The organism is Paenibacillus tundrae, assembly GCF_036884255.1.
In the GTDB taxonomy this organism is placed as follows: Bacteria; Bacillota; Bacilli; order Paenibacillales; family Paenibacillaceae; genus Paenibacillus.
Genome location: NZ_CP145605.1, coordinates 4,770,259 through 4,794,735 on the forward strand (window position 1 = coordinate 4,770,259; position 24,477 = coordinate 4,794,735).

The 24,477-nt window shown below is 44.3% G+C and carries 21 protein-coding genes; 6 read left to right on the forward strand and 15 right to left on the reverse strand.

The features are described from left to right. The first annotated feature begins 19 nt into the window (after nucleotides 1-19). Nucleotides 20-580 carry a DUF1697 domain-containing protein gene (locus V6W81_RS21440; RefSeq protein ID WP_338540315.1) on the forward strand — a complete coding sequence of 187 codons (561 nt, stop codon included), beginning with the start codon at nucleotides 20-22 and terminating at the stop codon, nucleotides 578-580. Between the two features lie 134 nt (nucleotides 581-714). On the opposite strand, the gene V6W81_RS21445 is transcribed toward V6W81_RS21440, so the two are convergent. From V6W81_RS21445 to V6W81_RS21460, 4 genes are all read right to left on the reverse strand, one after another. Continuing rightward, complete coding sequence (locus V6W81_RS21445) at nucleotides 715-2,952, reverse strand: carboxylesterase/lipase family protein (protein ID WP_338540316.1); 2,238 nt, start codon at nucleotides 2,950-2,952, stop codon at nucleotides 715-717. Nucleotides 2,953-3,536: 584 nt separating this feature from the next. Then, nucleotides 3,537-4,793 carry an amidohydrolase gene (locus V6W81_RS21450; RefSeq protein ID WP_338540317.1) on the reverse strand — a complete coding sequence of 419 codons (1,257 nt, stop codon included), beginning with the start codon at nucleotides 4,791-4,793 and terminating at the stop codon, nucleotides 3,537-3,539. A 124-nt stretch (nucleotides 4,794-4,917) separates the two neighbouring features. Beyond that, nucleotides 4,918-6,432, reverse strand: coding sequence for an AbgT family transporter (locus tag V6W81_RS21455; RefSeq protein ID WP_338540318.1), 1,515 nt, complete (start codon nucleotides 6,430-6,432; stop codon nucleotides 4,918-4,920). Nucleotides 6,433-6,712: 280 nt separating this feature from the next. Further along, on the reverse strand, nucleotides 6,713-8,017 hold the full coding sequence (locus V6W81_RS21460; protein ID WP_338540319.1) for a hypothetical protein: 1,305 nt from the start codon (nucleotides 8,015-8,017) through the stop codon (nucleotides 6,713-6,715). Between the two features lie 327 nt (nucleotides 8,018-8,344). On the opposite strand from V6W81_RS21460, the gene V6W81_RS21465 reads away from it, so the two are divergent. Both V6W81_RS21465 and V6W81_RS21470 read left to right on the forward strand, forming a co-directional pair. Continuing rightward, complete coding sequence (locus tag V6W81_RS21465; protein ID WP_430700907.1) at nucleotides 8,345-9,991, forward strand: alkaline phosphatase; 1,647 nt, start codon at nucleotides 8,345-8,347, stop codon at nucleotides 9,989-9,991. Between the two features lie 157 nt (nucleotides 9,992-10,148). Then, nucleotides 10,149-10,514, forward strand: a complete 366-nt coding sequence (locus V6W81_RS21470) for a VOC family protein (protein ID WP_338540320.1) — start codon at nucleotides 10,149-10,151, stop codon at nucleotides 10,512-10,514. A 180-nt stretch (nucleotides 10,515-10,694) separates the two neighbouring features. Here the strand turns inward: V6W81_RS21470 and V6W81_RS21475 are convergent, their stop codons facing one another. After that, nucleotides 10,695-11,396: a DUF4274 domain-containing protein gene (locus tag V6W81_RS21475; protein ID WP_338540321.1), complete on the reverse strand. Its 702-nt coding sequence runs from the start codon at nucleotides 11,394-11,396 to the stop codon at nucleotides 10,695-10,697. A gap of 135 nt (nucleotides 11,397-11,531) precedes the next feature. Between V6W81_RS21475 and V6W81_RS21480 the strand changes: the two genes are divergently transcribed. Together V6W81_RS21480 and V6W81_RS21485 are read left to right on the forward strand one after the other, a co-directional pair. Further along, the gene (locus V6W81_RS21480) at nucleotides 11,532-12,662 is read left to right on the forward strand and encodes a hypothetical protein (RefSeq protein ID WP_338540322.1); all 1,131 of its coding nucleotides are present in this window, start codon (nucleotides 11,532-11,534) and stop codon (nucleotides 12,660-12,662) included. A gap of 229 nt (nucleotides 12,663-12,891) precedes the next feature. Beyond that, nucleotides 12,892-14,091, forward strand: coding sequence for an MFS transporter (locus V6W81_RS21485; protein ID WP_430700908.1), 1,200 nt, complete (start codon nucleotides 12,892-12,894; stop codon nucleotides 14,089-14,091). 83 nt (nucleotides 14,092-14,174) lie between these two features. Here the strand turns inward: V6W81_RS21485 and V6W81_RS21490 are convergent, their stop codons facing one another. Continuing rightward, nucleotides 14,175-14,618 carry an Lrp/AsnC family transcriptional regulator gene (locus V6W81_RS21490; protein ID WP_338540323.1) on the reverse strand — a complete coding sequence of 148 codons (444 nt, stop codon included), beginning with the start codon at nucleotides 14,616-14,618 and terminating at the stop codon, nucleotides 14,175-14,177. Nucleotides 14,619-14,789: 171 nt separating this feature from the next. On the opposite strand from V6W81_RS21490, the gene V6W81_RS21495 reads away from it, so the two are divergent. Then, nucleotides 14,790-15,956 (forward strand): serine hydrolase domain-containing protein, encoded by a 1,167-nt coding sequence (locus tag V6W81_RS21495; RefSeq protein WP_338540324.1) that lies wholly within the window; start codon nucleotides 14,790-14,792, stop codon nucleotides 15,954-15,956. A 133-nt stretch (nucleotides 15,957-16,089) separates the two neighbouring features. On the opposite strand, the gene V6W81_RS21500 is transcribed toward V6W81_RS21495, so the two are convergent. The 9 genes from V6W81_RS21500 to V6W81_RS21540 form a co-directional block, all read right to left on the reverse strand. Continuing rightward, entirely contained in the window at nucleotides 16,090-16,758 is a 669-nt protein-coding gene (locus V6W81_RS21500) for a cyanophycinase (protein WP_338540325.1), read from the reverse strand. Nucleotides 16,759-16,782: 24 nt separating this feature from the next. Beyond that, nucleotides 16,783-17,853 (reverse strand): serine hydrolase domain-containing protein, encoded by a 1,071-nt coding sequence (locus V6W81_RS21505; RefSeq protein WP_338540326.1) that lies wholly within the window; start codon nucleotides 17,851-17,853, stop codon nucleotides 16,783-16,785. Nucleotides 17,854-18,064: 211 nt separating this feature from the next. Continuing rightward, nucleotides 18,065-19,558 carry a methyl-accepting chemotaxis protein gene (locus tag V6W81_RS21510; protein ID WP_338540327.1) on the reverse strand — a complete coding sequence of 498 codons (1,494 nt, stop codon included), beginning with the start codon at nucleotides 19,556-19,558 and terminating at the stop codon, nucleotides 18,065-18,067. 300 nt (nucleotides 19,559-19,858) lie between these two features. Next, nucleotides 19,859-20,905, reverse strand: coding sequence for a pectate lyase (locus V6W81_RS21515; RefSeq protein WP_338540328.1), 1,047 nt, complete (start codon nucleotides 20,903-20,905; stop codon nucleotides 19,859-19,861). Nucleotides 20,906-21,111: 206 nt separating this feature from the next. Then, entirely contained in the window at nucleotides 21,112-22,263 is a 1,152-nt protein-coding gene (locus V6W81_RS21520) for a DUF4179 domain-containing protein (protein WP_338540329.1), read from the reverse strand. Next, nucleotides 22,253-22,801, reverse strand: coding sequence for an RNA polymerase sigma factor (locus V6W81_RS21525; protein ID WP_338540330.1), 549 nt, complete (start codon nucleotides 22,799-22,801; stop codon nucleotides 22,253-22,255). The genes V6W81_RS21520 and V6W81_RS21525 overlap by 11 nt, the downstream gene beginning before the upstream one ends. Nucleotides 22,802-22,989: 188 nt before the next feature. After that, nucleotides 22,990-23,391 carry a hypothetical protein gene (locus tag V6W81_RS21530; protein ID WP_338540331.1) on the reverse strand — a complete coding sequence of 134 codons (402 nt, stop codon included), beginning with the start codon at nucleotides 23,389-23,391 and terminating at the stop codon, nucleotides 22,990-22,992. 50 nt (nucleotides 23,392-23,441) lie between these two features. Continuing rightward, the gene (locus V6W81_RS21535) at nucleotides 23,442-23,768 is read right to left on the reverse strand and encodes a hypothetical protein (RefSeq protein WP_338540332.1); all 327 of its coding nucleotides are present in this window, start codon (nucleotides 23,766-23,768) and stop codon (nucleotides 23,442-23,444) included. A 49-nt stretch (nucleotides 23,769-23,817) separates the two neighbouring features. Beyond that, the gene (locus tag V6W81_RS21540) at nucleotides 23,818-24,465 is read right to left on the reverse strand and encodes an SMI1/KNR4 family protein (RefSeq protein WP_338540333.1); all 648 of its coding nucleotides are present in this window, start codon (nucleotides 24,463-24,465) and stop codon (nucleotides 23,818-23,820) included. Nucleotides 24,466-24,477 lie beyond the last annotated feature (12 nt).

Consider the following 24,477-nt stretch of genomic DNA (forward strand, 5'->3'; position numbering starts at 1 on the left):
TAGAAATGGAGATATGGATATGATCTATGTTGCGTTGCTGCGAGGTATCAATGTTGGTGGAAATAATAAAATTAACATGAAGCAGCTCAAGGAAACATTTGAGCAGGCTGGTATGCAACAGGTTGTGACCTATATCAACTCAGGCAACATTATCTTTGCTTATGAGCCAGAGCCGGAGAATGCCAGTACAGAGCTAGCACACATTCTGCAGGAAGCTATTGCGACGGACTTTGGCTTGCAGATCCGAGTTGTGGTGCGAAATATCCATGAAATGCAGACCGTTATTACTGCACTGCCGGAGAAATGGAGCAATGACGATCAAGCGAAGAGTGATGTTATGTTCCTCTGGGATGAGATCAATGACGTGTCTATTCTGGACAAGCTGCCCCTCAAATCTGGCATTGGCACGTTAATCTATGTTTCAGGTGCCTTACTGTACAGCGTAAGTCGCGAGGATGCCACCAAAAGTGGAATGAATAAGCTGGCAGGATCGTCTGTCTACAAACAAATGACCGTTCGCAACGTCAATACGACTCGCCAGATTTATACCTTGATGCTGGCTACAAGCGAAAAGTCTTAATCCTATTAACATTAGTAACTTTTCAACGATGCTACATATTGAAATTGTTAAAGACAACAAAAAAGGACAAGAGATTAACCCTCTTGTCCCTTTTGCTACATTTTATAGTTCAGTCGCACACACTTAAAATCGTTTTATTCCCAGAAGAAACGGCCTGCGAATACTTTTTCCGTCAGCAGCTTGTATGTCTCTTCGGGCAATTCTTTTTTCATTTTCGCCATAACTGCTTCTTTGCCTTGATAGTACTGTGAAGACATGCCAATCTCGGCCTTGGTATTGCTTGCATCTAGACGCATAATTGGTGTCGCTGCATCCTTCGTCCAAGGTGTCCATTCTGCGAGATTCGCAGATCCGCCATCCCCAGGGTGCCCTGTATACAAGAACTGTTTCAGATATGCCGCCATAGCTGTGGACAGCTGGTCACGACCTGGTTGGTTCACCTCACTGAAGTATCCTTCTGGGAAGTACGCAGCTATACCAGCTGCATGCCCTGTATAGAAGTCCATATCTGCACCGTGAGGAGCACCAAGCAATGTCTGCAAACGTTCCGAAATTACACCAGGCTGTGTGCCCCATGCAAACCGATATGCATAAACGGAAGGCTGGCCTGCAACATTTGTCAGTTGCTCGGCTACCCGCTCTGCGTTAAAGCCGGCATACGCTTCACTACCGTATTGAATAGCCGCAGCATATTGTTCCGCTTTGGTTGCATCTGTGAACAATGTTCCATCGTTAATGGATGGGGAGAAGTTCGGATCACCGAAGGCAAATGCCGCGAATTCGGTATCCAGACTACCCAGTAATACTGGAACTTTAGTGTAGTTGCCTTGCTCCAGAGCTGAGAAGCCCTCTTTTGGAATGACTGCGCCATCACGGAACAGGTGCGGGAATGGCTCCATTCGGATTGCCGTGCCACCAAACACCTTAACCAGCTTGTCCGCAGGCAATTCACGTAGATACGTAGCTAGCTGTTCCTTAGACTGCTTCGCAATCCACGCTTTTGCTTCCTCAGGGGTAGTTGCTTTGCCTTCCTCAACTAGCAATTTCTCCAGAGCACTTTCCGACTTTTGCTCACCTTCTTCTGGCGATGAAGTCGTTAATCCACCACTGAATGCAACGGCTTTTTGGAATAGTCCTTTTCCGAGTGGTGAGATGAGCGTAGCCAGCACGTCCCTCGCTCCTGCAGACTGACCTGCCAGCGTTACGTTATCCGTGTCACCACCGAAGCCTTCAATATTATCCTGTACCCACTCCAATGCACGGAGCCCATCAAGTAGTCCATAGTTGCCAGAATCATCCAGAGCATTACCTGTCTCCAACGCTTCATTCTTGAAGAAACCAAGCGCACCTAAACGATAGTTCACCGAAATAATAATGCTGTTTGTATTGCGTGCAAGTTGTTCACCTTGGAAGTCCTTGCCTGATCCAGTCATGTTCCCGCCGCCGTGCAGGAATACCATTACCGGAAGTTTGGAACTCGTTGTATCGGGTCTCCAAATATTCAAATAGAGTGAATCTTCACTGCCTACCGTATTTTGCCCAGACAGTTGCAAGCTGTTGGCAGCGAATTCCTTCGCTTCACGTGTCCCCGTCCATGCCTTCGGTTCGACTGGCGCTTTCCAGCGCAGCTCTCCTACAGGTGGTGCTGCATAAGGTACACCCAGCCAGCCAAGTGTTCCGTACTGCTCATAACTCTTGCCATCAATGGAGCCATATTTCGTCTGTTGAAGTGTTTGTGGCGTAAAACCTTGATCCTGCTGGTGCTTCAGCCAGCGCTGTTCAAGTGTGCCGCTCCCATCTTTGAGTTGCACTTGCAAGGCCTGCGCTGTTGCCTCAGCCATTTGGCGATTCGAGAGTGGACCCTTGCCACCTTGGAGTGCATTGATTCCTTTCGATGCCGCAAAGGATACTGCCTCACCTTCCTTATAATCTGTGCCAGCTTCATAACCGAGTGTCTTTAATAACAGTGTTGCATAGTCTTCAGACGTAAGTGTCGCATTGGGTTTAAATACGTTCGCTCCGTCAGCGATCCCCAGATAAGGGTGCTGCTTAAGATACCCAACAACAGGCTGTAGGAATTTCCCAGCTGATGCCGCATCTTCATACGTATCTGTGCCGGTATAGGCAAGTGCCTCTTTTTCCAATCCAGTCAAACGCAAGTACAGAACAGCAGCCTGAATACGTGTTGCTTTTTTGTTCAGATACGCTGCGCTAACCCCTTGACCATTGCCTTTAATTAATTGGGATGAGATCAGCTTATCGATCGCTGCATTGGAAGCTGGAGTTGAAGTTCCGGCTGCATAGGCAGGCATTGCTGATAAACATAAACCTAGAACGGTTGCTACCGCGATGGATCGTTTGATTTTTTTCATGTCGTAAATCTCCTCGCTGTCAGATAGTGTGTGATGGAATCTACGATGGCACCTCATTACGGATATCCATAGTATTCCAAACCAAGATCATCCTAAATCTCTGTCTGTGAACCGAAAATGTCCCCCTTCCGGTTATGATTCTGCTACGGCGTTTCAAGCGAAGACAATACCAACCAGGCGTTTATCTGTATAAAAAAAACCTGAATCGAAGGCAAACAGACGTCGCTACAGCGTGTCTTCTGCCCTCAATTCAGGTTTTGCCTGTCTTCAGTAACAACCCTGAGAATATGAGGTCATTCAATAAAACATAAATAGTAAGCGTATTCAAAAACATAACAGGTATTGCCCGGAGTTGGTTACAATCCTGTTGTTATGGTGATGTTAGCACATAATGTAAGCGTTCGCAATATCTTTTTTTCACAAATGATAATATTTATTAAACCTATTTAGCTAGTTGGAAAATAACGGGTGATGACTCTATACTATAAACGAAAAGCCACCCCTAAGTAGATGAGTGGTTCTTCGTTTATATGAGTAATTCTTCAATTCAGACATACTCACCTAGCTATTCAATATAAGATTGATCAGCGTGTTCGCGCCAACCTCTCTAACAATGTAACCGCCGGCGAGAGAACCGCTTCATCGATGTCAAATTCGGGGTGATGATGAGAAGCTGGCAGATCACTACCGACGATCATGTACGTAGCTTTTCCCCCTTGTTCCTGCACACGCCGAATCATGTAGCTTGCGTCCTCGCTGCCCAGCGCACTACCATTCGCAACCGTCTCTGCATCGGTAAAGCCAGGAATGCCTTTCGCTTCCCGAACCGCAAGCTCAGCCAGTTCAAGATCACAACGAATAGGAATAGCTCCACCGATTGTCTCCACACTAGCACTCAGTTCATGCATCGCCGCACTATGCTCAATGATCTGCCGTACACGGCGTTCCAGTTCAAGGTTTGTCTCTTCACTGGTTGAACGGGTCTCAATGACCATCCGAGCCTGCTCAGCAATAATATTGGCTCCCGTCCCCCCTTCTAGTATGCCAACATTAACTCTAGTGTCAGCAGAGCTGAAGCGGGGGAGCGCATGAATATTAAGCAGAGCCGTGGATGCTCCGAGCAGTGCATTACGCCCCTCCTCTGGGGATGCACCGGCATGAGAAGATACTCCTGTGAAATGAGCTTCTAGCTTCGTTGTTGCCAAGAATCCGGCAGATGAGCCTTTTATGTGACCCGAAGGCACATCGGTACCGAGATGCATACAGAACAGACGATCCACGCCTTCGAGCATTCCTTTTTTCACCATGGCATATGCTCCGCGCACGCCTTCTTCCGCAGGTTGAAATAACAATCTTACTTTGCCCGCGAACTTTCGATCACTAAGACGTTCTGCGAGTGCGAGCCCAATTGATGTGTGTCCATCATGAGCACAAGCGTGCATAATCCCTTCATGGGCTGAACGGAACTGTCCCTTTTGTGGCAGGTGGCGATCCAGTTCACACTCCCAAATCGGTAATGCATCCATATCAAAACGAAAAGCAGTTGTAGGCCCCTCCTGGTCACCTTGAAGTTCTGCAACAACAGCTGTAAATCCGCCTCGCATCTGCTGCACAATGTCTGGATCTGCCCCTTCACGGAGCGCACGCTGATAGGCATCCTCCAACACTTCCAGTTTGGGTAAACCACGCCGTGAATCCTCGTCAATCGCATCTCTGCCATACATGACCTGATATCCCATCTCGGTCAGCATCTGCACCACTTTAGTCGCTGTCCGAAACTCCGTAAATCCTAGCTCAGGATGTTGATGCAAATCTCTTCGTAACGCAATAATATCTATCATATTTCGGTTCTCCTCTCACATTAAAACTAGATATGATGGCTGTAACCTCTTATTCCCAATGTTCTACTCAACCATGTTAAACTTCCGTTCTACATTCTACTGCTGTTATTTAAACTGTTAATGTTTACAGTCTAGCGTTAACCCCTGGCCCAAGTGGCAGATTGAAGACATACCACAGAACAACCATAATGACCCAAACTGAGAAAAACACGATTGAATAAGGCAAAATCAATGAGTAATATGTTCCAAGCTTCGCGTCCTTGCGATATTCCTGAAGAAATCCAACGAACAGGGGTACAAACGGTGATACCGGAGCCAAAGGAATAACGACTGAATCGGATACTCGAAAAATAACCTGTGTAAATGCTGGATGGAATCCAAGCAGCATCATCATAGGGATAAACACCGGAGCTAGAATCGACCAGATTGCCGATCCGCTCGCGATAAACATTGTCAGAAGAGCCGATAGGAAGACCAGTCCAATGACAACAGGGATACCGTTAATTCCTGTTTTCTCCAACAGATCAGTAATCGTCAGTGCCAGAAATTTCCCCATATTGCTCCAGTTAAACATGGCTACAAATTGAGATAGCGGAAACACCATTACGATAAAACCCGCCATTGTCTTGATCGGTTCAATGAGTAGCTTCGGCAGATCATTCTGATTTTGAATCACCTTCAATTTAATGCCGTAAGTCAGTGCTACGGTGAAGAAGAACAGTAAAATGACAGGTACGATCCCTGCCAGAAAAGGAGAACCCATAACGCCCCCTGTTTCTGGATTGCGGAGCACAGCATTTGTAGGAATAACAAGAAACGCCATCACCGCGATGAAAAGTATTGCAGCAATTCCAGCTGCTCGCAATGCCTTATTCTCTTCTGGCGTTGGGGCCTCCAGCTTGTAGACCCGTTCTCCTTCATATTTTCCGAGGCGGGGTTCCAGGAATTTGTCAGTCATAAACCCTGCAACAAGCGTCAACACAATAACCGAAGCGGACATAAAGTACCAGTTATCCAATACCGTTACTCCAACATTAGGATCAACGGAAGCAGCGATCTCTGTACTGATTCCTGACAAAAGAACATCGGTCGTCACAATCAGCATATTGGCAGTAAAACCTGCTCCCACTCCTGCAATAGCAGCGATCAGACCAGCAACTGGATGTCTGCCCACCGCAAGGAATATCAATGCTCCGAGTGGAGGCATAATCACTAGCGCAGCGTCCGAAGACACATGGCTGAAAAAGGCAATAAAGATAACCAGATAACTGGCATAACGCGCTGGAACCCGAACAGCCATTTTACGCATAACCGCTTCAAGGAGTCCTACTTTCTCAGCCAAACCAATACCGAGCACCAGTGCGAGAATGGAAGCTAGTGGTTTGAAATCAGCGAAGTTTTTGACCACATTTGGCAATAACCATTGAATTCCCTCTCGACTCAGCAGGTTTTTCACATGCACCTTTTCACCGTCGATTGGATTATGTGCTGTGGCATTAAATAATGACAACACCAGTGTAGCAACCATCAATGCGACAATGAGATAGATAAACAACAAAAATGGATTGGGAAGCTTGTTCCCCACTTTCTCTACCCAACCAAAAAGCCCTGCGTTCTCCTGCCTGTCCGCTCTCACCATGCATAATACCCCCTGACTGTGATGAAACTGCCTCTGAATAAACGGAATCGTCCGATAAAGAACGTATTCCTTCGCGCAGTTTAACGTACATTTAACGAAAATGTCGTATTTTCAGGACATTATATAATTAAGTCGACTAAAAACTCAATACTTATGTTATGTATTTTAACAACAAGCAACAAAAAACCGATCTGTATCCGTTATCGCCGTGTCCACTGTACATGGACATGAGACATAAGATATCATATCGGTTCGTTTCTTTCATCATGGGTTCACATATCTAACGTATAAGGCGATAACGGTTACTAGGTCTTCCTCTACGCGTATTTAGCTCACTTCCTGCAATTTCCGCTAAAGAAAATGCAGTCAGACTCCCCATAATTCGTTGTACGTGTCTGACGGTCATTGATAGTCCAGAAGCTAACTCACTAGCTGTAAATTCTTCTTTACCTATTCGACGCATATAAGCCTTTATTTTCTGAAATGTGCGAATACTAACGCCTGCTTTGTTTAATTGCTCGAGTAATTCAACATCACTGGAATATGTCTCGTAGGACAATGCCTGGTCCTCACCAGCCATTTCGACAATCGTCCCATCGGTCTCATAAATGATGATCTGTCCTGCCTCGTCATCCTTAGCATATTGTATCGCTTTACGAGCGTGACGCTCCGCATCAAAAGCCGTCTCTCCAAATCCAATACCAGCAAAAGAGGGAAGATCTGTATCCAGCTCCAATTGCTGCATGGTAGCAAAGAGCGAATCCATATTGCGAGCCATCCCACCTCGTGAACCGTACATAAGGTATCTCCCTGTACCATCCTGATGAAGGGATCCATCAATACGCTCGCAATGGTGAAGCAATAGGCTTTTGATCTTCAGTTCCATATGTTGTAGCTGATAACGTTCTGTGCTGTGTTTACCAGCTTCATGCAGGCGATCAATCTCAATCATCAGTACGCCAATCTGACTATCCTTGAACGCAGAGCTACGAATCTGCTCCACTAACATCCGCACAGCTTGGATCGTTTCCAGCTTGGTCGAATTGATCTTGAAGACGGGAACTCCACGTTCCAACAATTCCTCATAAACCGCATATAAGCAAGTAATTGCCGCTTTGGTGCGCCCTTCTTGCCAATGTTTTACATGAAACTCAACCATTTCTTGCACATCGTAATCTATTGAAAATACGTATTTACGTAATTGATTCTCGGTAAAGTTCAGTTCCTCAAGACTGTCCATCATTCCCCAACTCTCGTTATCCGGCATATCAATGGACATTTCCTTTATATTCGTATCCAATGAATACACCGCTTGGAGGATCGCCTTGTAGAGACTCGCGCCAGTAGGCGGGCAATAAATAACATGCTCTTTCTTATGAAGAACCGTCTGCGCTGTCAAATATGGAATTGGGCCGGTAAACACCCATCCGTGAACATTCTCACGATTCCGACGAATAATATCTACGGTTTCTCTCGCATGTTCATATGGATACAATTCATAATTAGCTTCTAATTGCTGTCCTTGCAGAGCTTGCATGGTTCGCTCAATAGACAACTTTGGACCAACGACCCCAATCCGATACATTCCCACACCCCTTGTTCACACTCTGTTAAATTTCAATTCATTATAGAATAGTACAGCCTTGTACTTTTAATATAAAAATCATACCGAACTGGGCTTGCTATGTAAACTGTAAGCAATCAGTGATTCATTCACAGAAGGAGAGCAACAAGAATGCAATATGAAGTAGTAGATATCCGCTTTCTATTAATCATAGATGCAGCTAGTTTCACTTACTCATAATCGTAAAATTTACATTTAGTTAATCTACAGGTAACGCTCATTTATCATTCATTGATTACACTTGGTTCTGGATACCAAACTATACATATCTTATAGGAGGCTGTGTTCATGTTAACTCGCTTTAACGCTCGTGCAGCAAAAATGATGCTCGCGGTGACTACGATTGTAACCGCTACCCTGGGTGGAAGCAGTGCCGCTTGGGCTGTGGAGGATAGCACGTCCAGTGCATCCCCAATCAAAAATGTGATTATCCTGATCCCGGACGGAATGGCTAATGACGCTACCGCTCTTGCTCGCTGGTACAAGGGTTCATCTCTTACACTGGATTCTATGGCAAGTGGCCTGGTACGTACTCACTCCGCGGATGCGCCGATTGCGGACTCGGCGCCAGCAGGAACAGCTTTTGCAACAGGCTACAAATCTCACACGGGTTACGTTGGCGTCCTGCCAGATAAAGCGACCATGCCTGGACAGAAAGCAATTGCACCAGGTGATGCCAAGAAGCCGATAGCCTCCATTCTTGAAGCATCCCGACTTGCGGGTAAAGCAACAGGAATCATCTCTACTTCTGAGATTATGCATGCTACGCCAGCTGACTTCTCGGCACATTATCCAGACCGCAAAAACTACGACGCTCTGAGCAAACAACAAGTTTACAATGGTATGGACGTTGTACTCGGTGGCGGTAGCCGCTATCTTGAGCCTGCTGGTCGTAAAGATGGCGAGAATCTCGTCTCATCCATTAAAGCGCTGGGATATGATTATGTAACTACGCCTGAAGCAATGAAAGCATCTAACTCGAACAAGCTGTGGGGTATGTTTGCACCTGCAGGTATGTCTTATAATATGGATCGTGATCCAGCCAAACAACCAAGCCTTGCAGAAATGACTTCTAAAGCAATTGATGTTCTTTCCAAAGATGAAGATGGCTTCTTCCTCATGGTTGAAGGTAGTAAAGTAGACTGGGCAGCACATGCCAATGATCCAATCGGTATCATTAGTGATGTCCTTGCCTTTGACGATGCAGTCAAAACGGCTATGGACTTCGCGAAGTCCAATCAAGAAACCGTCGTTGTTGCAGTAACAGACCACGGTAATGGCGGACTTACCATTGGTAATAATGCAACTTCGGGTACGTACGACGAAGAGCCATTGTCCACATTTATCGGCCCTTTGAAAAAGGCCAAGCTGACAGGTGAAGGTGTTGAGGCGAAGCTGAATGCTCAGCGCACAAACATCAAAGCTGTGATGAAGCAATACTATGGCATCTCTGACCTGACTTCAGAAGAAGTGAAAGCAATCAAAGAAGCGAAGCCGGGCAGCCTTAACTATGTCGTTGGACCAATGATCAGTAAACGTGCCGGAATCGGCTGGACTACTGGTGGTCACACGGGTGGAGATGTGGTTCTCTATACGTATGCTCCAAACAATGACCGTCCGTTTGGCGTGATCGATAACACCGATGTAGCGAAGTACATGGCTCGTGTGCTTAACCTTGATCTGGACAGCGTAAGCAAACAGCTATTTGTTCCTGCGAAGCAAGCATTTACTGCTAAAGGTGCAACGTACAAGCTGGATCTGACGGATGCGAAGAATCCTAAAATCCTCGTAACAAAAGGTAGCACGAAGCTGGAACTGCAAATCTACAAAAACATTGCTCTTGTGAATGGTAAGAAAACTATGCTGGACGGTGTGATCGTGTATAACGGCGTTGATGCATTTGTACCACAGATGGCTGTTGATCTGATTCAATAAATGTAGTTTAGGATTAAATGCCAAATGAGTCCGCACAATGATGTGCGGGCTCTTTCATTCGTCTAAATATACCTGTAAAGTATATCTGCATGGCTTATCTTTGCCGTATAATAAACGTAATGTTTCTACATATGACGTAAAAAGGAGAGATTCTCCCATGTTAATTAAACTAAATTGGATTACTCTGCGTGTGAGCAACCTAGAGAACTCGCTGGCGTTTTACAACGGAAAGCTTGGGCTTCCGATTCAGCGCAGATTCGAGAGTCGCGGACGACAGATTGCTATGCTCGGCATAGAAAATGAAACGAAGTTGGAACTAATCGAGGGCAGCGAATCCATCCTTAAACCGGAGGCTGGCATATCGATTGGGTATGAAGTGAACTCCCTAGAGGAAGCGATAGAGCAACTGACAGCGCTGGATATTCCGATTGTCCGCGGCCCAATTCAGCCCAATCCTCATCTGCGTTTTATTTACATTACTGACCCAGACGGATTCGAGGTACAGCTCGCTGAACATATATGATTAGACATCGGCAGTGGTGGGTCTAAATGCTCTGGATCAATGAAACGATGTTTTAGTGGGGTAGCCGCAGCTAGACACTAACTAAATTGCTATTCGTTGTTGTCACTGTTCAACCTACCTTTGTGCACATGATCAGCAATCCGCTCACCAGGCTTTCTCGATCCGAGAGTCCAATATTGCTCAACTCCTTCTGGACTGTCTCTCATACAATTGTTCTGCAAGCCGGCGATAAGCAGGCCCGTCAACGCGCTGACGCACCTCTTCCTCATCCATTTCAAGCCAGTAGTCTGCTTCCATTAACTTTAGCATATCCAGCAATGTGATCTCCGCACATGCGGGATGTTCACAAACAGCCAGCATCGGCTCAGGCCCATCATCCCAGTTATATTCGCTAACAACGGCATGTATCAGCACTGCGGAATCCAGCTCGCGAATCTTGACGATGGCCTGCTCTATCGATTCTTCATATACAATGGCATCTACCTTGTTCTGCTCGTCTTCGGTTAACTTCAATCGGAGTGCACCTGGTGTATCCAATAATAGATCAGCGATGTTTGGATTAGATCGTGCAGCGTTCCAGGCCGTGCCTAGAATGCCCTGTGGAGAATCTAGTTTAGCTCCAAATTCAAGTAGAAGCGAAATAGCTTCCACCTGCTTGAATCGTATCGCCTTTTTGAGTGCGGTATCCCCAAGCTTATCTTCGATCTCTAGGTCTGGACTCTGTTCCAATAGGCAGCGTATACCTTCAACAGGCATGCGCGCAGTTAAGCAGAGCATCAACGGTGTCCGCCCCCGCTCATCTCTCTCATTGATATTCAAACCTTGGACTGCTTCCCGAATTTGATTCACATCTTTTATTTTACTTATTTGCACCCAATTCATCAGGTTCTCCTGCCTCCTCTACCTCTAACCCTATGTATGTTGTTTAAGCTTTTGACAATATATTCTTCTCCCTATTATATTGAATCTTGAACACCGTGTACAAATCTTGTAAAACCCTTACTTCGGAGGTGCATCATGTCATTTTATTCCGTTCCACTTCCTGAGCTTCATCCCTCACCTGGAACATTAATAGCTATCCAAGAACTAACCGAAGAATTTCCCAACCCAGAGCGAATCATGGTGCTTGCCTTGAATGACCATGCGGAGTTATGGAAGCTCAACTTACATACCGGAGTAACCGAACGAATTCTGCAAACAAACATCCCTCAGATGAATTTACTTCATCCTGTTCAGATCGTGACTAGCCCAGATGGATCTGTTGCTGCAGTATCTAACACGTATGGCCAGCATGCGGCTGTATATGACCTATTAACGGGAAAAGAAATCCTGCAATTATCGCGAGACGACTATCATTATGATGTATGTACATACCCACTGAGCTTTGCATATATTGATCAGCGTTTAATCTTAGTCCACGGCATAGAGTGGAATCGGTTAGATCTAACCGATGTTCTCCGTGGTACATCCCTTACAGGTAGACCCACTCCAACGTACAATAATGATTCCAATCATAAGGACGAGCCTGATACAAATAAACATTATCTCGATTATTTTCACGGTAAATTAAGCGTATCTCCTGATCAGAAATGGATTGTAGATAGTGGATGGGTATGGGCGCCTTTAGGTATTACGCGTACTTGGAGTTTGGAAAACTGGTTAAATCATGCATGGGAATCCGAAAACGGATCATCGATCCATAACCTATGGCAAACCATGGATTGGGATCTGCCTTCCGCCTGGATCTCCCCTGATACTATAGCAATCTGGGGTCAAGTAGACGAAGAAATGGTTGATGAAGAAGATTGGCAGGAAGAAGGCGTGTCACCCGCCATTATTTTATTTAATGTACAGACAGGTCAGCGAATGGGCGTCATCACTTCTGTGCCTGCCTTCAGCACAACGAGTCCGGTAGAAGGTGTCTTCCCCCATGCTCAAGCGGGTATGGCCGCAGATCAAGATAAGCTTTTTACTTGGAGATATGGGCTCGATCTGCACGTATGGAATTGCTCTACCCTAACTTGTGATGCCACCACGACAGAAGTTCATCCACAGTTGTATCATCACCAAGCCAAACTTTTTATCGGGCTATCTACAGATGCACCACATCAGTTACTCGCGTGGAGGTATGATTCGGAAACGATATAGATTTTGATCGGTTAGTTCTCATCAATTAGGATTTATTATTAGGCGGCATCTAGCGATGCTGCCTTTTCACCTTTATATTCATGGAATTTCTATATAAATAAACGTATTTTCCTCTTATTTCGCTTCATTCTCCTTTAATCAGCCATGTAGATAAATGTTTTATTTTTATATGCTTATACGAAAGCCAAATCCTATTAAGCGGCTAAAAATAAACAAAGGAGATTTTTTCGTGAACTCAAACACTGCTCTTATAAGACAAGACGATGCTAATATGCCGTCTTCCAAACGTTTTCCGTGGGTCGGGCTATTAGCCTTAGCTATGGCAGGATTCATCTGCATTCTTACAGAAAGCCTGCCTGCTGGATTACTACCGCAAATTGCACAGGATCTTGGGGTCACAGAAGCTCTTGCTGGACAATTGGTCACTCTCTATGCGGTTGGATCTCTTCTTGCTGCCATTCCTTTGACAGCCGCTACCCGCGGTTGGAGACGCCGGCCGCTTCTGCTGCTGTGCATTATCGGCTTTCTAGTATTTAACACGATCACCGCATTATCTTCCTCTTATGCGTTGACGCTTGTCGCGCGTTTCTTCGCAGGTGTATCGGCAGGTGTGCTGTGGGGGATGACAGCTGGCTATGCACGTCGTATGGTACCTGATTCGCTGAAAGGTAAAGCGATGGCCGTAGCCATGATTGGCACCCCGTTGGCATTGGCATTAGGCGTTCCACTGGGCACTTTTTTCGGTGCTTATACAGGGTGGCGTTTCATTTTCGGAGTAGTATCGTTACTAGCTGTAGTTCTTATTGGCTGGGTGCTCTGGAAGGTACCGGATTACGAAGGTGAGCCTGCGGGTGATCAACTCCCTTTGTACAAAATTTTCCTGGTTCCTGGTATACGGACAATTTTGTTTGTCGTGTTGACTTGGGTATTAGCTCATAATATTTTGTACACTTATATTGCACCCTATCTTGCGGAAACCGCGTTTGCGGAGCGAGTGGATCTAGTTCTTCTTATTTTCGGAATTACCTCGGTTGTTGGCATTTGGGTGATAGGCATGCTGATTGACCGTTTCCTAAGAATATTGGTGTTAATCAGCATCACAGGATTTGCTTTGGCTTCTGTAGCCTTGGGAATTGGAATGAATCAACCTGCAATCATCATTCTTGGTGTTACAGCATGGGGGCTTACATTTGGCGGAGCAGCCACTTTACTGCAAACGGCAATAGCACAAGCTGGGGGAAAAAGCGCAGATATCGCTCAATCTATGCTGGTTACCGCATGGAATGTGGCAATCGGAGGAGGAGGCATAATCGGGGGATTTCTTCTCCAGCTGTTTGGAGCCGGTTTCCTTCCCGGATCATTAATTATCCTCTTGCTCCCCTCCTTGCTTGCAGCTTGGCTAGCTAAAAAGCATGGCTTCCCTTCCTAATGGAATCCATAAGTATGTGTAACATAAACAAAAAAAATCCGTCCTTGAGCGGATTCTTTTTTTGGGTGTTTATAGAATACACCTTATGCGAGCAAATTCGTTTCTCCAATCAGATTTTTGTAAGCGATCGGTGAAGACATCACGATCAGAGTCGTATAGGTGCCATATTGATCACACCTGTTTTCAAACTCCTCCAGCTCCTGGGTTGTTTCCGTGAGGATCTTCAATAAATAATTATGCTCCCCACTTATCCGGTAACACTCCGTTACCTCTGATGAAGAACGACAAAAATCAAGAAAAGGATAACAATTCCGAGTTTGAATAAGCATATAGGCCGTGCATTGCTTACCCAATTTTTGCGAAGAAATAACAGTCCTGTATTCCTCGATAACCCCCTTTTCTTCCATGCGTTTTACACGTTCCGTAACGGCTGGCTGAGACAGCCCCACCAGCTTTCCTAAATCTGTCATTGATAATCTAGCCTGGTTCTGCAAATGGAGCAGAATGTTTTTATCGATCTCATCCAAGAAAATTACACCCCTTTAATTTAAAAGTTATTTCTTCAAAATGCCTTTATAATCATTGGAAGTCTCTTCATCTAACTTGTTTCTTTTATATAAGCTAGCAGAAATTATTTATATAATAAACTCACTTGCTATATATAATCAAGTAAATTACAGCAGAAAAGGATGAGATACATGAGAGATATAGATCTGGAATTGTTGCACGAAAGCGTCAACGAAGTAATTGAGCGCACACTTGAGGAAAAAAGAATTGTGGGTACAGTTGTGCAAATTGCATTAGACGGAAACCTCGTTTACAGCAGGTCTGCTGGTCTGGCCGATCGCGAGCATAAACGACCGATGCAGGAAAATGCTTTGTTTAGATATGCTTCGGTAACCAAGCCGGTCGTTTCAACAGCAGCCCTAGTATTAGTTTCGCAAGGAAGATTACAGTTAGACGATCTGGTGGAAAAATGGTTGCCCACCTTTCGTCCCAAACTGCCTAACGGACAGCATGTTCCAATGACCGTACGCCATCTGATGACGCATACCGCAGGCTTAACTTACCGCTTCTTCCAAGAGGAAAAGGGAACTTATGAGCTTGCCGGGGTATCGGACGGCATGGATTTGGTGGGAATTACACTTGAAGAGAATTTGCAAAGACTCGCATCTGTCCCGCTTCTATATGAGCCAGGGAAAATGTGGAGGTATTCCATAGCAACAGACGTGCTCGGAGCGGTCATCGAAAAGGTAACTGGAATGTTGCTTAGTGAAGCTGTACGGGTGCTTGTAACACATCCGCTTTCAATGATGGACACAGACTTCAAGGCTGTGGATACAGACAGATTGACTACAGCTTACGCAGACAGCACCGGAGAGCCCCGGCGCCTGCATGATTTTGATACCATTCCTTTCATCGAGGGGACAGCAGGATTCCTCCTTTCACCCAATAGGTTTAACGATAAGACAGCTTACCCTTCCGGGGGAGCAGGCATGATTGGCAGTGCAGGGGACTTTCTTAAACTGCTGGAAGCTTTGCGGCAAGGAGGACATCCAATTCTGCCGAAGGCTCTTGTCACAGAAATGACAACCAATCAAATTGGTAACCTTGTGATGCCTTACTGGCCAGGGAGAGGTTTCGGACTTGGATTCACGCTACTAAAAGACTCAGAGGAAGCCAATACACCTGAATCGCCAGGAACGTGGCGGATGGGCGGTACCTACGGACACTCCTGGTTTGTTGATCCGAGTAAGGAGCTTAGTGTTGTAGCGTTCACCAATACGGCGCTTGAAGGAATGTCAGGCAGATTTACAACGGAGCTGTGCGAATCTGTCTATAAAGGTATTCAAGAAACGAAGTAAGTCGTACATCTCTACTAGGACAATAGAAAGACCGCCATTGAAGGCGGTCTTTCAAGTTTATATTTCTGCCCGACGATATGTCCGGAGATACGAAAGCTTGCTGTCAGGTCACAAGCCACAGCACTCACCCTAATTAGAGCGTATCAGCCAATTTCTGAATCTTTGAGTGGGATATTAAATAGATAGGCCCCATTGTTTCTATTTTGCCGTCCTTCACACGCATAGCGCTCTCCTGTTCTGCAGCATAAACATCCATTTCCTCAGACAAGGGGAACAGATAGCCTTGAACAAACGTGGTGTAGTTTCGTTGCGAGTGAGATTCATAGGCAAAATGACCAAAGCCAATCCCATCATAAATAGTGCTTGCTTCAATTTCGTCGCTAGCAGTCTCCATGTTCAACCATTTGGCAGCCATGTTTAGCGAGCCAGCGCTGGCACCCAAGATAACGGCATTGCTGTTCTTAATAAGATCGGTTAATTCATAATCCGCCAAAAAATCGTGCTGCAAAACAGGATATCCACCGCAACAAAAAATGACAGAAGCGTTCTGAATCAAACGCTGAGCATCCTCCTTTTGTATACGGTAATCAATGAAATGATATTCATCAAACTTAATGTCAGCCTGCTTCAACCATGTCCATTCCGAAATATCATTAAAGTTAACCTGGTTATCTTCATAGTTAGAAGGATCAGCGCTAATCATGACAAGCGATTGTCTGTCTGTAATATCCTCATGCAACAATTTGACCAGCTTCTCTGGAAAAAAATAATTAAACCAACTGAAATAATAGTGAGTATTCAAACTTAATTACCTCCATATGTATTATTACTTTAATGTCTTTTCGCTACTTAGCATTTCTTCTAATATTCGCCTACCTGTAAAGTCTATCATCGTTCCTTGAACAGGCTCTTTTCTAGTAATCCATTTCTTTAATTGAGCCACATAATGATCGATAAGCACGTTTGAGAAAAAAGAATAATTGGATAGTAATACTACTCCTACACGGAGTTCCTTGTTGAAAGCTAGATAACTATTAAAACCAGCTGAACCCCCGTTATGCCAGAGGATATCTTTATCTAGAATTTCATCCCCGCCCCAGCCAAAATAAAGATTAGCATTTCCAATGGCGTTCGGAAGATGACTTCTGGCTAGTATAGAGGCGAGCGGATGGTCATCATTTAGATTGGCTTGAACCAATAAACTCATATCACGAATAGAAGACTTGATCCCCCCAGCCCCTTCATGTATAGCAAGATTCCAATGAGGTACTCTCTTGCCAGTTGAAGCATGTCCATTCAAAAATCTGCTATTCTGTTCTGAATTAAGCAGAACGGCTGTTTCTTTCATTTTTAGTGGTTCTGTTATATATCTTTTTAACAGTTCATCATATGTTCTTCCTGACACCTTACATAAAATGTTGCCCAGCAGGCCCACAGCAAGATTGGAATATCCAAATGAATCAATGCCATCTGTGAAATCAGCTGTAGCTAAAAAAGCAGTTAAATCTTCCTCAGTATACATTGAATAAGGATCCGATCTTTTCTTAGCCATATTATGGTTAGTTGCCAGAATAGGTAATCCCGAGGTATGAGTAGCAAGGTTCTTCAAGGTAATTTTATTCAAATAATCGTTCTTAACGTTTGGCAGGAACTTACCCACCATGTCATCCGAGGAAAGCACGTTTTCTTCCTCCATTGCTAATAAAAGAATGGATGTAAATACTTTCGTTATAGAGCCGATTTCAAATAACCTATGCTCAGGAGGAACTATACTTTTCTTTTTATCATGACTAAACGAAAAGTATTCAATATCGTCTCCTCTAACCATCCCGATCGCAAGATGTAAATGTTTCTTATCTTGCATGTAATCTGAAACTAAGCTATGTAAATTCTGCATAGGGTAAAGTTACTCCTTTTAGTTTTATGATGGTTACATCACTCGATCGTTGAAATCACGTTAATCAACTTATTTGGGACGCCACATTATGTATTCGTATAGAACCCTTATTATTCCTGCCCTCCAACTTAATGAAAACCAAAAGAGCCTATCCATTTACGTTATTACGTTAGGACAGGCTCTATTTATCTCGAATCATGCTTCTCCGAACTTATGCTGATTGCTCATTTGGAACAGTAACATCCGATGAATTCTCATCGTCCGCTACCAATTCATTCAAACTCCTGATTAACAATTCTAACTCATCAAAGCTACTCACGATGTTCTGCGTAAGATTGCGCTGCTCCTCCATACTTGCCAGAATCTCTTCTGTCGCTGCACTGGACTGCTCCGTCACACTCGAAATTTCAGCGACTTCATTGACTACTCTGGTTGAAGCATCTTTCATGGTCGCCGAACTACCCTCAATGTCCATCGCTTGACTCAAGACATGCTGAGAATTGCCATTAATCGTACGGAATACATCTTCAGCCGTTTCTACAGTTTCCTGGCCTTTTGACAATGACTCTCGGATATTAACAAAACGCTCTGTCAGAGCCTGAGTTTGTCCTTTCAATCTGGCTAATACCGTAGCGATCTCCTGTGCCGATTGTCCGGAATGCTCAGCGAGCTTGCGAACCTCTTCCGAAACGACGGCGAAACCACGACCTTGTTCTCCAGCACGAGCCGCTTCAATAGCAGCATTAAGGGCAAGGAGATTCGTCTGACTGGCAATTTCCGTGATGCTGCTCAGCAGTATGGTCATCGACTCACTCTCTTGATTGAATCGTTCCATATCATCCGCAGTGATCTTAATTTGATCAGAAATCCCCTGCATCTGCACGTTTAGCTGCTCCATTTGAGTACTTCCTGTTTGCGTGCTTTGGGTCATATGCGAAGAAAGTTCCTTCATTTTAGATGAATTAGCCGCTACGTCTCGAATATGCTGATCGGATTGAGACAAGGAGCCTGATATTTCTGCTACACTCGTGGCTTGGAACTCCACACCCTTTGCTACTTCACTGAATCCAATCGTTACCTCATTCATAATTGAACCAGTTTCGTCAACCTTGAGCTTCAATTGATCGGTGAAACTTGTTAATCCTGTAACCGAAACCTTAACCCGTCCTAGCATCGATTCTACCCTGACACGAGTTTGCTCGACCTCAGCCCATCTTTTCTCACTTTCATGGAAGAGCCTCTGAGACATATGTGCAACCAAAAATAGAATCCCACCAATTGCACCGACAAGAATGACTTGGGTCATATTTTTATTAAAAACTTCTGCTGTCGTGCTCGGAAGAATGAACAACTTAAGAATATCATTCGCATACATGGCTAAGAAGCCAATCAAAAACATTTTCTTATCTGGATACAATAGTAAAACGGAAGAGATCAAAATGGTCATAATGGATTGGTTACTTCCCCATCCGCTATAAATTCCACATCCAATAATAAGAATCGTAATGATCCATGGAATGAGACGAATGTGCTTTTTCTTCACATTAGCGTAAGTTGTCCATGATGCGAACAAAATGGCGATAATGTTCGAAACAATTAACTTTGGATGCATAAAGAGCATCGCAAACCCTAGTGCTACTACACACCATAGGATGATAGTGATGATTTTGTTTCTGTTCCACATAATTTCATCGTAACGATTCATTCATTCTCCGCCCTTTTAGTTAAAATCAAACATCATCGTTTAAACTCGTATGTACTTTTAATTTCATTTTCTCGTGCCTCACTCTTAATAAGATGCATACTCACAGGCTAATTTATCTTTGGATCTGACGCATTCTATCTTTTGAGAGCAATACACGCTAATATTATATCGGCATATATTAATTAAAATTAAATATAAATTTTACATTCATTACACTTTTGATATCTAGAGACATGCTCACCTAATATAAAACAAGAATAGACCCCTATCACCGATGGGGGTCTATTCCTTGAGTAATTCCTATTTTCCAAATACAAGAGTGGTATTCGATGAACCTGCATATTTCGTTACAAACTCTCTAGCATAGCTAGCAGATTGAACTTCATAGCTATAGTTTGTGCTAGGTCTCCAGTTCGTTTTTGGAGAAGTTTTCGCGCTCAATGCAGGTGTGCTACCTGTATCCGTGAACTCCCCCTTGCCCTTATCATCAAGGATGCCGCCTTTTTCAGCACCTGCACCGAAATAGTTGTTTTCGGAATAAATACGAGCCTTCTCACCAATGGTAATGGATTGATTGAAATTGTTCGCATAGTTGTTTTTCAAATGGAAGTAGCCGTATCTGAATAGCCCCGGACCACGTACATACACATTTTCAAAGTAATTGTTGGACATTGTGATGTGAGGAACGCCATTATAGCTGTTGTTTCCATCATTAGGGTGACCTAGAATAACGCCATACTTATGATTGGAGAATTTAGAATTGCTGATCGTGATAAAATCTGCACGGTCACCAATGTAGAGCAGTTTGTCCAGATCGTTACCGTTGGAACTATAGCTGTGTCCAGCAAAAGTCACATGATCAATCCAATAGTTGTTACCTGAAGTAATGTATAGTTGAATATCATCATTCGCATTAATATTGGCAGAGTGTTCAAATCTTAAATTTTGAAAAATCACATTGCTTGAGCTAGCTGTGGATCTGAAGTTGATGTTGATAAGCTTATGATTGTCGTAGGAACCAACAATGGTTTTGTTGGCACCAAAGTTGACTTTTTGCAGGGTGGATGAAGAGATATTTTTCTCAATGACCAAAATTTTAGGCGTAGTATCCGCAGCATGAGTTCTCAGATCGTTCAGATTGTTAATGTAGATGACCTGACCATTCTTACCACCTGTTATAGCAGACTTGGAAACACCTGACACACTCTTGGCATTACCAGCAAAGCCCGTCAAACCAGTCGTTCCCGTATTCGGGAAATTAGCCGCACCATATGTAGTAGGAGGAGCTGCCGAGACGGTTAACAACAACAAAGTGACCGCGAGTAAAAGAGCTGAAAATTTCTTCAAAATTCCACCATCCTTTGTAAAATTTTTCTTACAAGCCGATTATATAATGTAACCCGCCATGTGACAATACAAAATATGCAAAAAATATATTTTTTATTTATTTCGCAACAACGTACTGGGTCTGCACATATAAGAAAGACGAAGCCGTTTCCTCCGAAGAAAGAAAGTGCTTCGCCCTAGTTTTACTCGCTATTGAATTTTCGCATCTATTTAATTTTGATCTCTAACATATCCACTTCATTTCTTTTGTTTAGCTGAGAGTAGAGCTTTAATGTTAGTGATTGTGGGTCATCCAACAAATTACTACCTAAAATATAGATTATGCCATCTTCCGAGACACGATCTGAACCGAGCGATATCAGAGTGTTTCCAGAAATGTAATTAGACAAAGAACCTAGTAATGTGTGACCATCCTTTGTGATAGATATTATATCGACTCCTCTGATCAGATCCATCATGGATTGTTTCTCTTCATCATCCATGTTCTCACTGTTCTCCATTTGGATTAGGATTTTTGTTGAGAGGGGTGACATCTCTACCTCAGATAACAAAAACGAATGACCTTCCAATGTAAATGAATAGTTGGGCTTTATCACATCTGTCTTAGCTGAAACGAATTTCGAATCCAACGTAAATGAGATATTCATCGGCTTTGAGAAATGAGCTGTCTCGCTTTTGAATGTAGCTGAACGTTGTTCTGTGCTAGGGGTATTCGATGAAATTCGATATGTCATTGTTACCTTCTCAGGCATCGGTTCATTCGGATCTAACATAATGTACGTCCGACCATAGATTATATTTTCGTTTAACGGTGCATCGAGACTGTGCATTGATCCAAAAGGTTGACTTGTCTCCGTATCTACAGCCTTCACTTGGTTCACGGAATAGATCTCTTGTGACGCATCCGTCCTGGCAGTGTATAACACAATTAGTCTATTCCTGTCTGCCATAACTGCATTAACGGTGAATTCATATGAGCCTGATACCACAGTCCGATCAACCATCTGTACATAGCCATGATTAATAGCAGACAACATCGTACTTCGATCATTATCCTTTTGAATTAATGTGCGAAAAGGCTCAAGCTTCTCCCAATACGTTGCTTGCTCTCCTGCTGTTAGTTGCTTCGGTGTACGCTCATAGAATTCTGACACCAGCCAAGCTCCACCAATGACCACCACAAGAAGCGCTGAAATCCACTTCATTGCTAGGCTTCGATCGTATCGCTTCGCGCTACGCTCCCTTGCGAGTCCACGCTGGATTGCATGTGTGGTCTCGGACTTATTCATCTGCCGCACGTCCCGCTGTAACCGGGCAGCATCTGCGATTAGTACCTTTTCCTCTGGACTAGTATTCATGCCAATCCCCCCGGTTTTTCATCAATTTACGAAGCTGTTCCAGCCCTTTGTGCTGCCATGTCTTGACCGTGCCTTCCGGTTTACCGAGAATTGCTGCAATTTCGATTAAGGTCATATCGTTATAATATTTCAGCAGCAACACATGGCGGTACTTCGGTTTAATGGATTCCAGAACGGTATGGATCGCGAGCTGATCGGCTTGGATTCCGCCTACGGTAGCACCGTTAAATGCATCATCCAGCTCTTCATTAGGGATCACTGTTGTGCGCTTACGTCGTCTCTGTTCATCAATACAAATGTAGATCAGAATGCGGATGATCCAGGATTTGAACGCTTTGTCGTTTTTGAGAGAGCTGCGTTTCATCCATGCCCGGCATGTCATCTCCTGAATGGCTTCCAGCGCATCATGACGGTTCCGCAGATAACTGTAGGCAATGGAGAACAATGTATCCTGATGCTCCATGATGGATTGAACAAACACCGTTTCATCGTTCGTCTGAATGAAAACCATCTTTTTCATCTCAGCATTGGTTCCCAACCTCGTAACCCCTCCTCTTCTCTCTTTCTATATGTAATGACGGGTGAACTGCCCAAACGGTTTTTTTACAGCAAAAAAAGCCTCTCTCCTTAGATGGGGTTAGCCCCCTGGGAGAAGCCTCTTTCATAATCAGCTCGATGCAACATGTGGAAACCTCATCTGATTACAAGTTACCAACAACATCTATCTTACAGATTGCCGCTCACTTCGATACCATCTGCTTGATGTACATGTTTCCTGATCCAAGATGTGAATCTTTCGATAAATGACCGCAATTCAAGCTCTTCTACCGGATGTTGTTCTAGATCCTCCAAAATCATGAGCCAAGCTTCCTTCATCAGGGGATTATCCCAGCAAGGGTCGAACTTTTCCATGCTCTCTCCGGTAAATGCATCAATTAAGGGAAAATGCTTCTCCACGAACGGCTGAATATAATCAAAATCCACTGCATAGATAAACAACATGTCATCCTTAGAGACTTCCGGCTGATCCTGCAGATAGAAGGGTGATAACGTATATCCGATATTTCTACGAGACCCTTGATAACGGTAGATCAAGACGGGGATTTCCGGCTTCGATGTACCTGACATTTCCTATCCCCTCCATATAAGTCAGACTGTATTGGCATACCCTATCTTCTTTAGAGTTCAAACCATTCACTCATCCCGTCTAAACCTTCTGTCTCGGTCTGCATCTGCCTTAACCAATTGGAAGTTAATTCGTCTCCGACATGGAACAAACAATAGATGTATTGCATTCCATCCTCAACTTCTTCAAGCGCAGCAGCTTGTTCAATCGACAACTGCATCACTTCCGGCCAAGCCGGATGATCCTGTACAATGGCAAACCCGGTTGGAGTGCGCTCTATGCTATAGTTTTCAGGCACAATAATAACATTGCTTAGTCGTTCTATAACTTCGGGAATCCTCGCGGCAGGTGTTACCTTGATTCCATACTCCCAGCCCATTACGTGCCTCCTTTCTCTAACTCACATCCCTCTTTCCCAAGATTACGGCTCAACGAGGGTCATTGGATGATTCTTTTGCTTGTTCCTCACATTCTAACAGTGACTGATCAAGCCATAATTCATACCAGTCTAGGAAACAAAGTCGTTCCTTATTCCCCATATAATGATCCGGATAGATTCCGTTGCTGTTGGCACGATCATCTGCCCAGATCTCTCCATAGGAAGAACCCTTGACGACTAGATTCATAGAAACTCCACAGCCAAAATCACTGATACGCAGCATCCCGGCAGACCACTTTGGATCATAGTATTCATGTTCAAGCTGGCTCCACTCTTCTTCTGTTCGGCTATCATCATACCAGTCATAATCCCAATTCCATGCTTCCGTTAATGTGCAAGGATCGGATATCGCATTTAACTCATCACCATAATCCAGCACCGCATATACCCCATCCTCGGGCTTCTCCAGCCCATAATAAGGACCTGTGCCTCCTGCACCTACCGTTAGCAAAAAAGCCTGATAATCTTCCGGCAGTTGCACCTTCCATTTCTGTTCAAATTGCTTCATCTGTTCGGTCGTCCATACCGGCTCAAGCACATACTCATGACTCTCCGCTCCGAACAAGCTTAGCTCTACATCCGCATTTCGCAGTGCATGCAGCTTGTCCTGTATACGTGCTAGCTGTTGTTCATACATACAAAGTTCCTC

What these genes read in the sequence shown, in the direction of transcription:
- V6W81_RS21440 (WP_338540315.1), top strand. Translation starts at nt 20, where the DNA reads ATGATCTATGTTGCGTTGCTGCGAGGTATCAATGTTGGTGGAAATAAT.
- V6W81_RS21445 (WP_338540316.1), bottom strand. Translation starts at nt 2,952, where the DNA reads ATGAAAAAAATCAAACGATCCATCGCGGTAGCAACCGTTCTAGGTTTA.
- V6W81_RS21450 (WP_338540317.1), bottom strand. Translation starts at nt 4,793, where the DNA reads ATGATAGATATTATTGCGTTACGAAGAGATTTGCATCAACATCCTGAG.
- V6W81_RS21455 (WP_338540318.1), bottom strand. Translation starts at nt 6,432, where the DNA reads ATGGTGAGAGCGGACAGGCAGGAGAACGCAGGGCTTTTTGGTTGGGTA.
- V6W81_RS21460 (WP_338540319.1), bottom strand. Translation starts at nt 8,017, where the DNA reads ATGTATCGGATTGGGGTCGTTGGTCCAAAGTTGTCTATTGAGCGAACC.
- V6W81_RS21465 (WP_430700907.1), top strand. Translation starts at nt 8,345, where the DNA reads ATGTTAACTCGCTTTAACGCTCGTGCAGCAAAAATGATGCTCGCGGTG.
- V6W81_RS21470 (WP_338540320.1), top strand. Translation starts at nt 10,149, where the DNA reads ATGTTAATTAAACTAAATTGGATTACTCTGCGTGTGAGCAACCTAGAG.
- V6W81_RS21475 (WP_338540321.1), bottom strand. Translation starts at nt 11,396, where the DNA reads ATGAATTGGGTGCAAATAAGTAAAATAAAAGATGTGAATCAAATTCGG.
- V6W81_RS21480 (WP_338540322.1), top strand. Translation starts at nt 11,532, where the DNA reads ATGTCATTTTATTCCGTTCCACTTCCTGAGCTTCATCCCTCACCTGGA.
- V6W81_RS21495 (WP_338540324.1), top strand. Translation starts at nt 14,790, where the DNA reads ATGAGAGATATAGATCTGGAATTGTTGCACGAAAGCGTCAACGAAGTA.
- V6W81_RS21505 (WP_338540326.1), bottom strand. Translation starts at nt 17,853, where the DNA reads ATGCAGAATTTACATAGCTTAGTTTCAGATTACATGCAAGATAAGAAA.
- V6W81_RS21510 (WP_338540327.1), bottom strand. Translation starts at nt 19,558, where the DNA reads ATGAATCGTTACGATGAAATTATGTGGAACAGAAACAAAATCATCACT.
- V6W81_RS21520 (WP_338540329.1), bottom strand. Translation starts at nt 22,263, where the DNA reads ATGAATACTAGTCCAGAGGAAAAGGTACTAATCGCAGATGCTGCCCGG.
- V6W81_RS21530 (WP_338540331.1), bottom strand. Translation starts at nt 23,391, where the DNA reads ATGTCAGGTACATCGAAGCCGGAAATCCCCGTCTTGATCTACCGTTAT.
- V6W81_RS21535 (WP_338540332.1), bottom strand. Translation starts at nt 23,768, where the DNA reads ATGGGCTGGGAGTATGGAATCAAGGTAACACCTGCCGCGAGGATTCCC.
- V6W81_RS21540 (WP_338540333.1), bottom strand. Translation starts at nt 24,465, where the DNA reads ATGTATGAACAACAGCTAGCACGTATACAGGACAAGCTGCATGCACTG.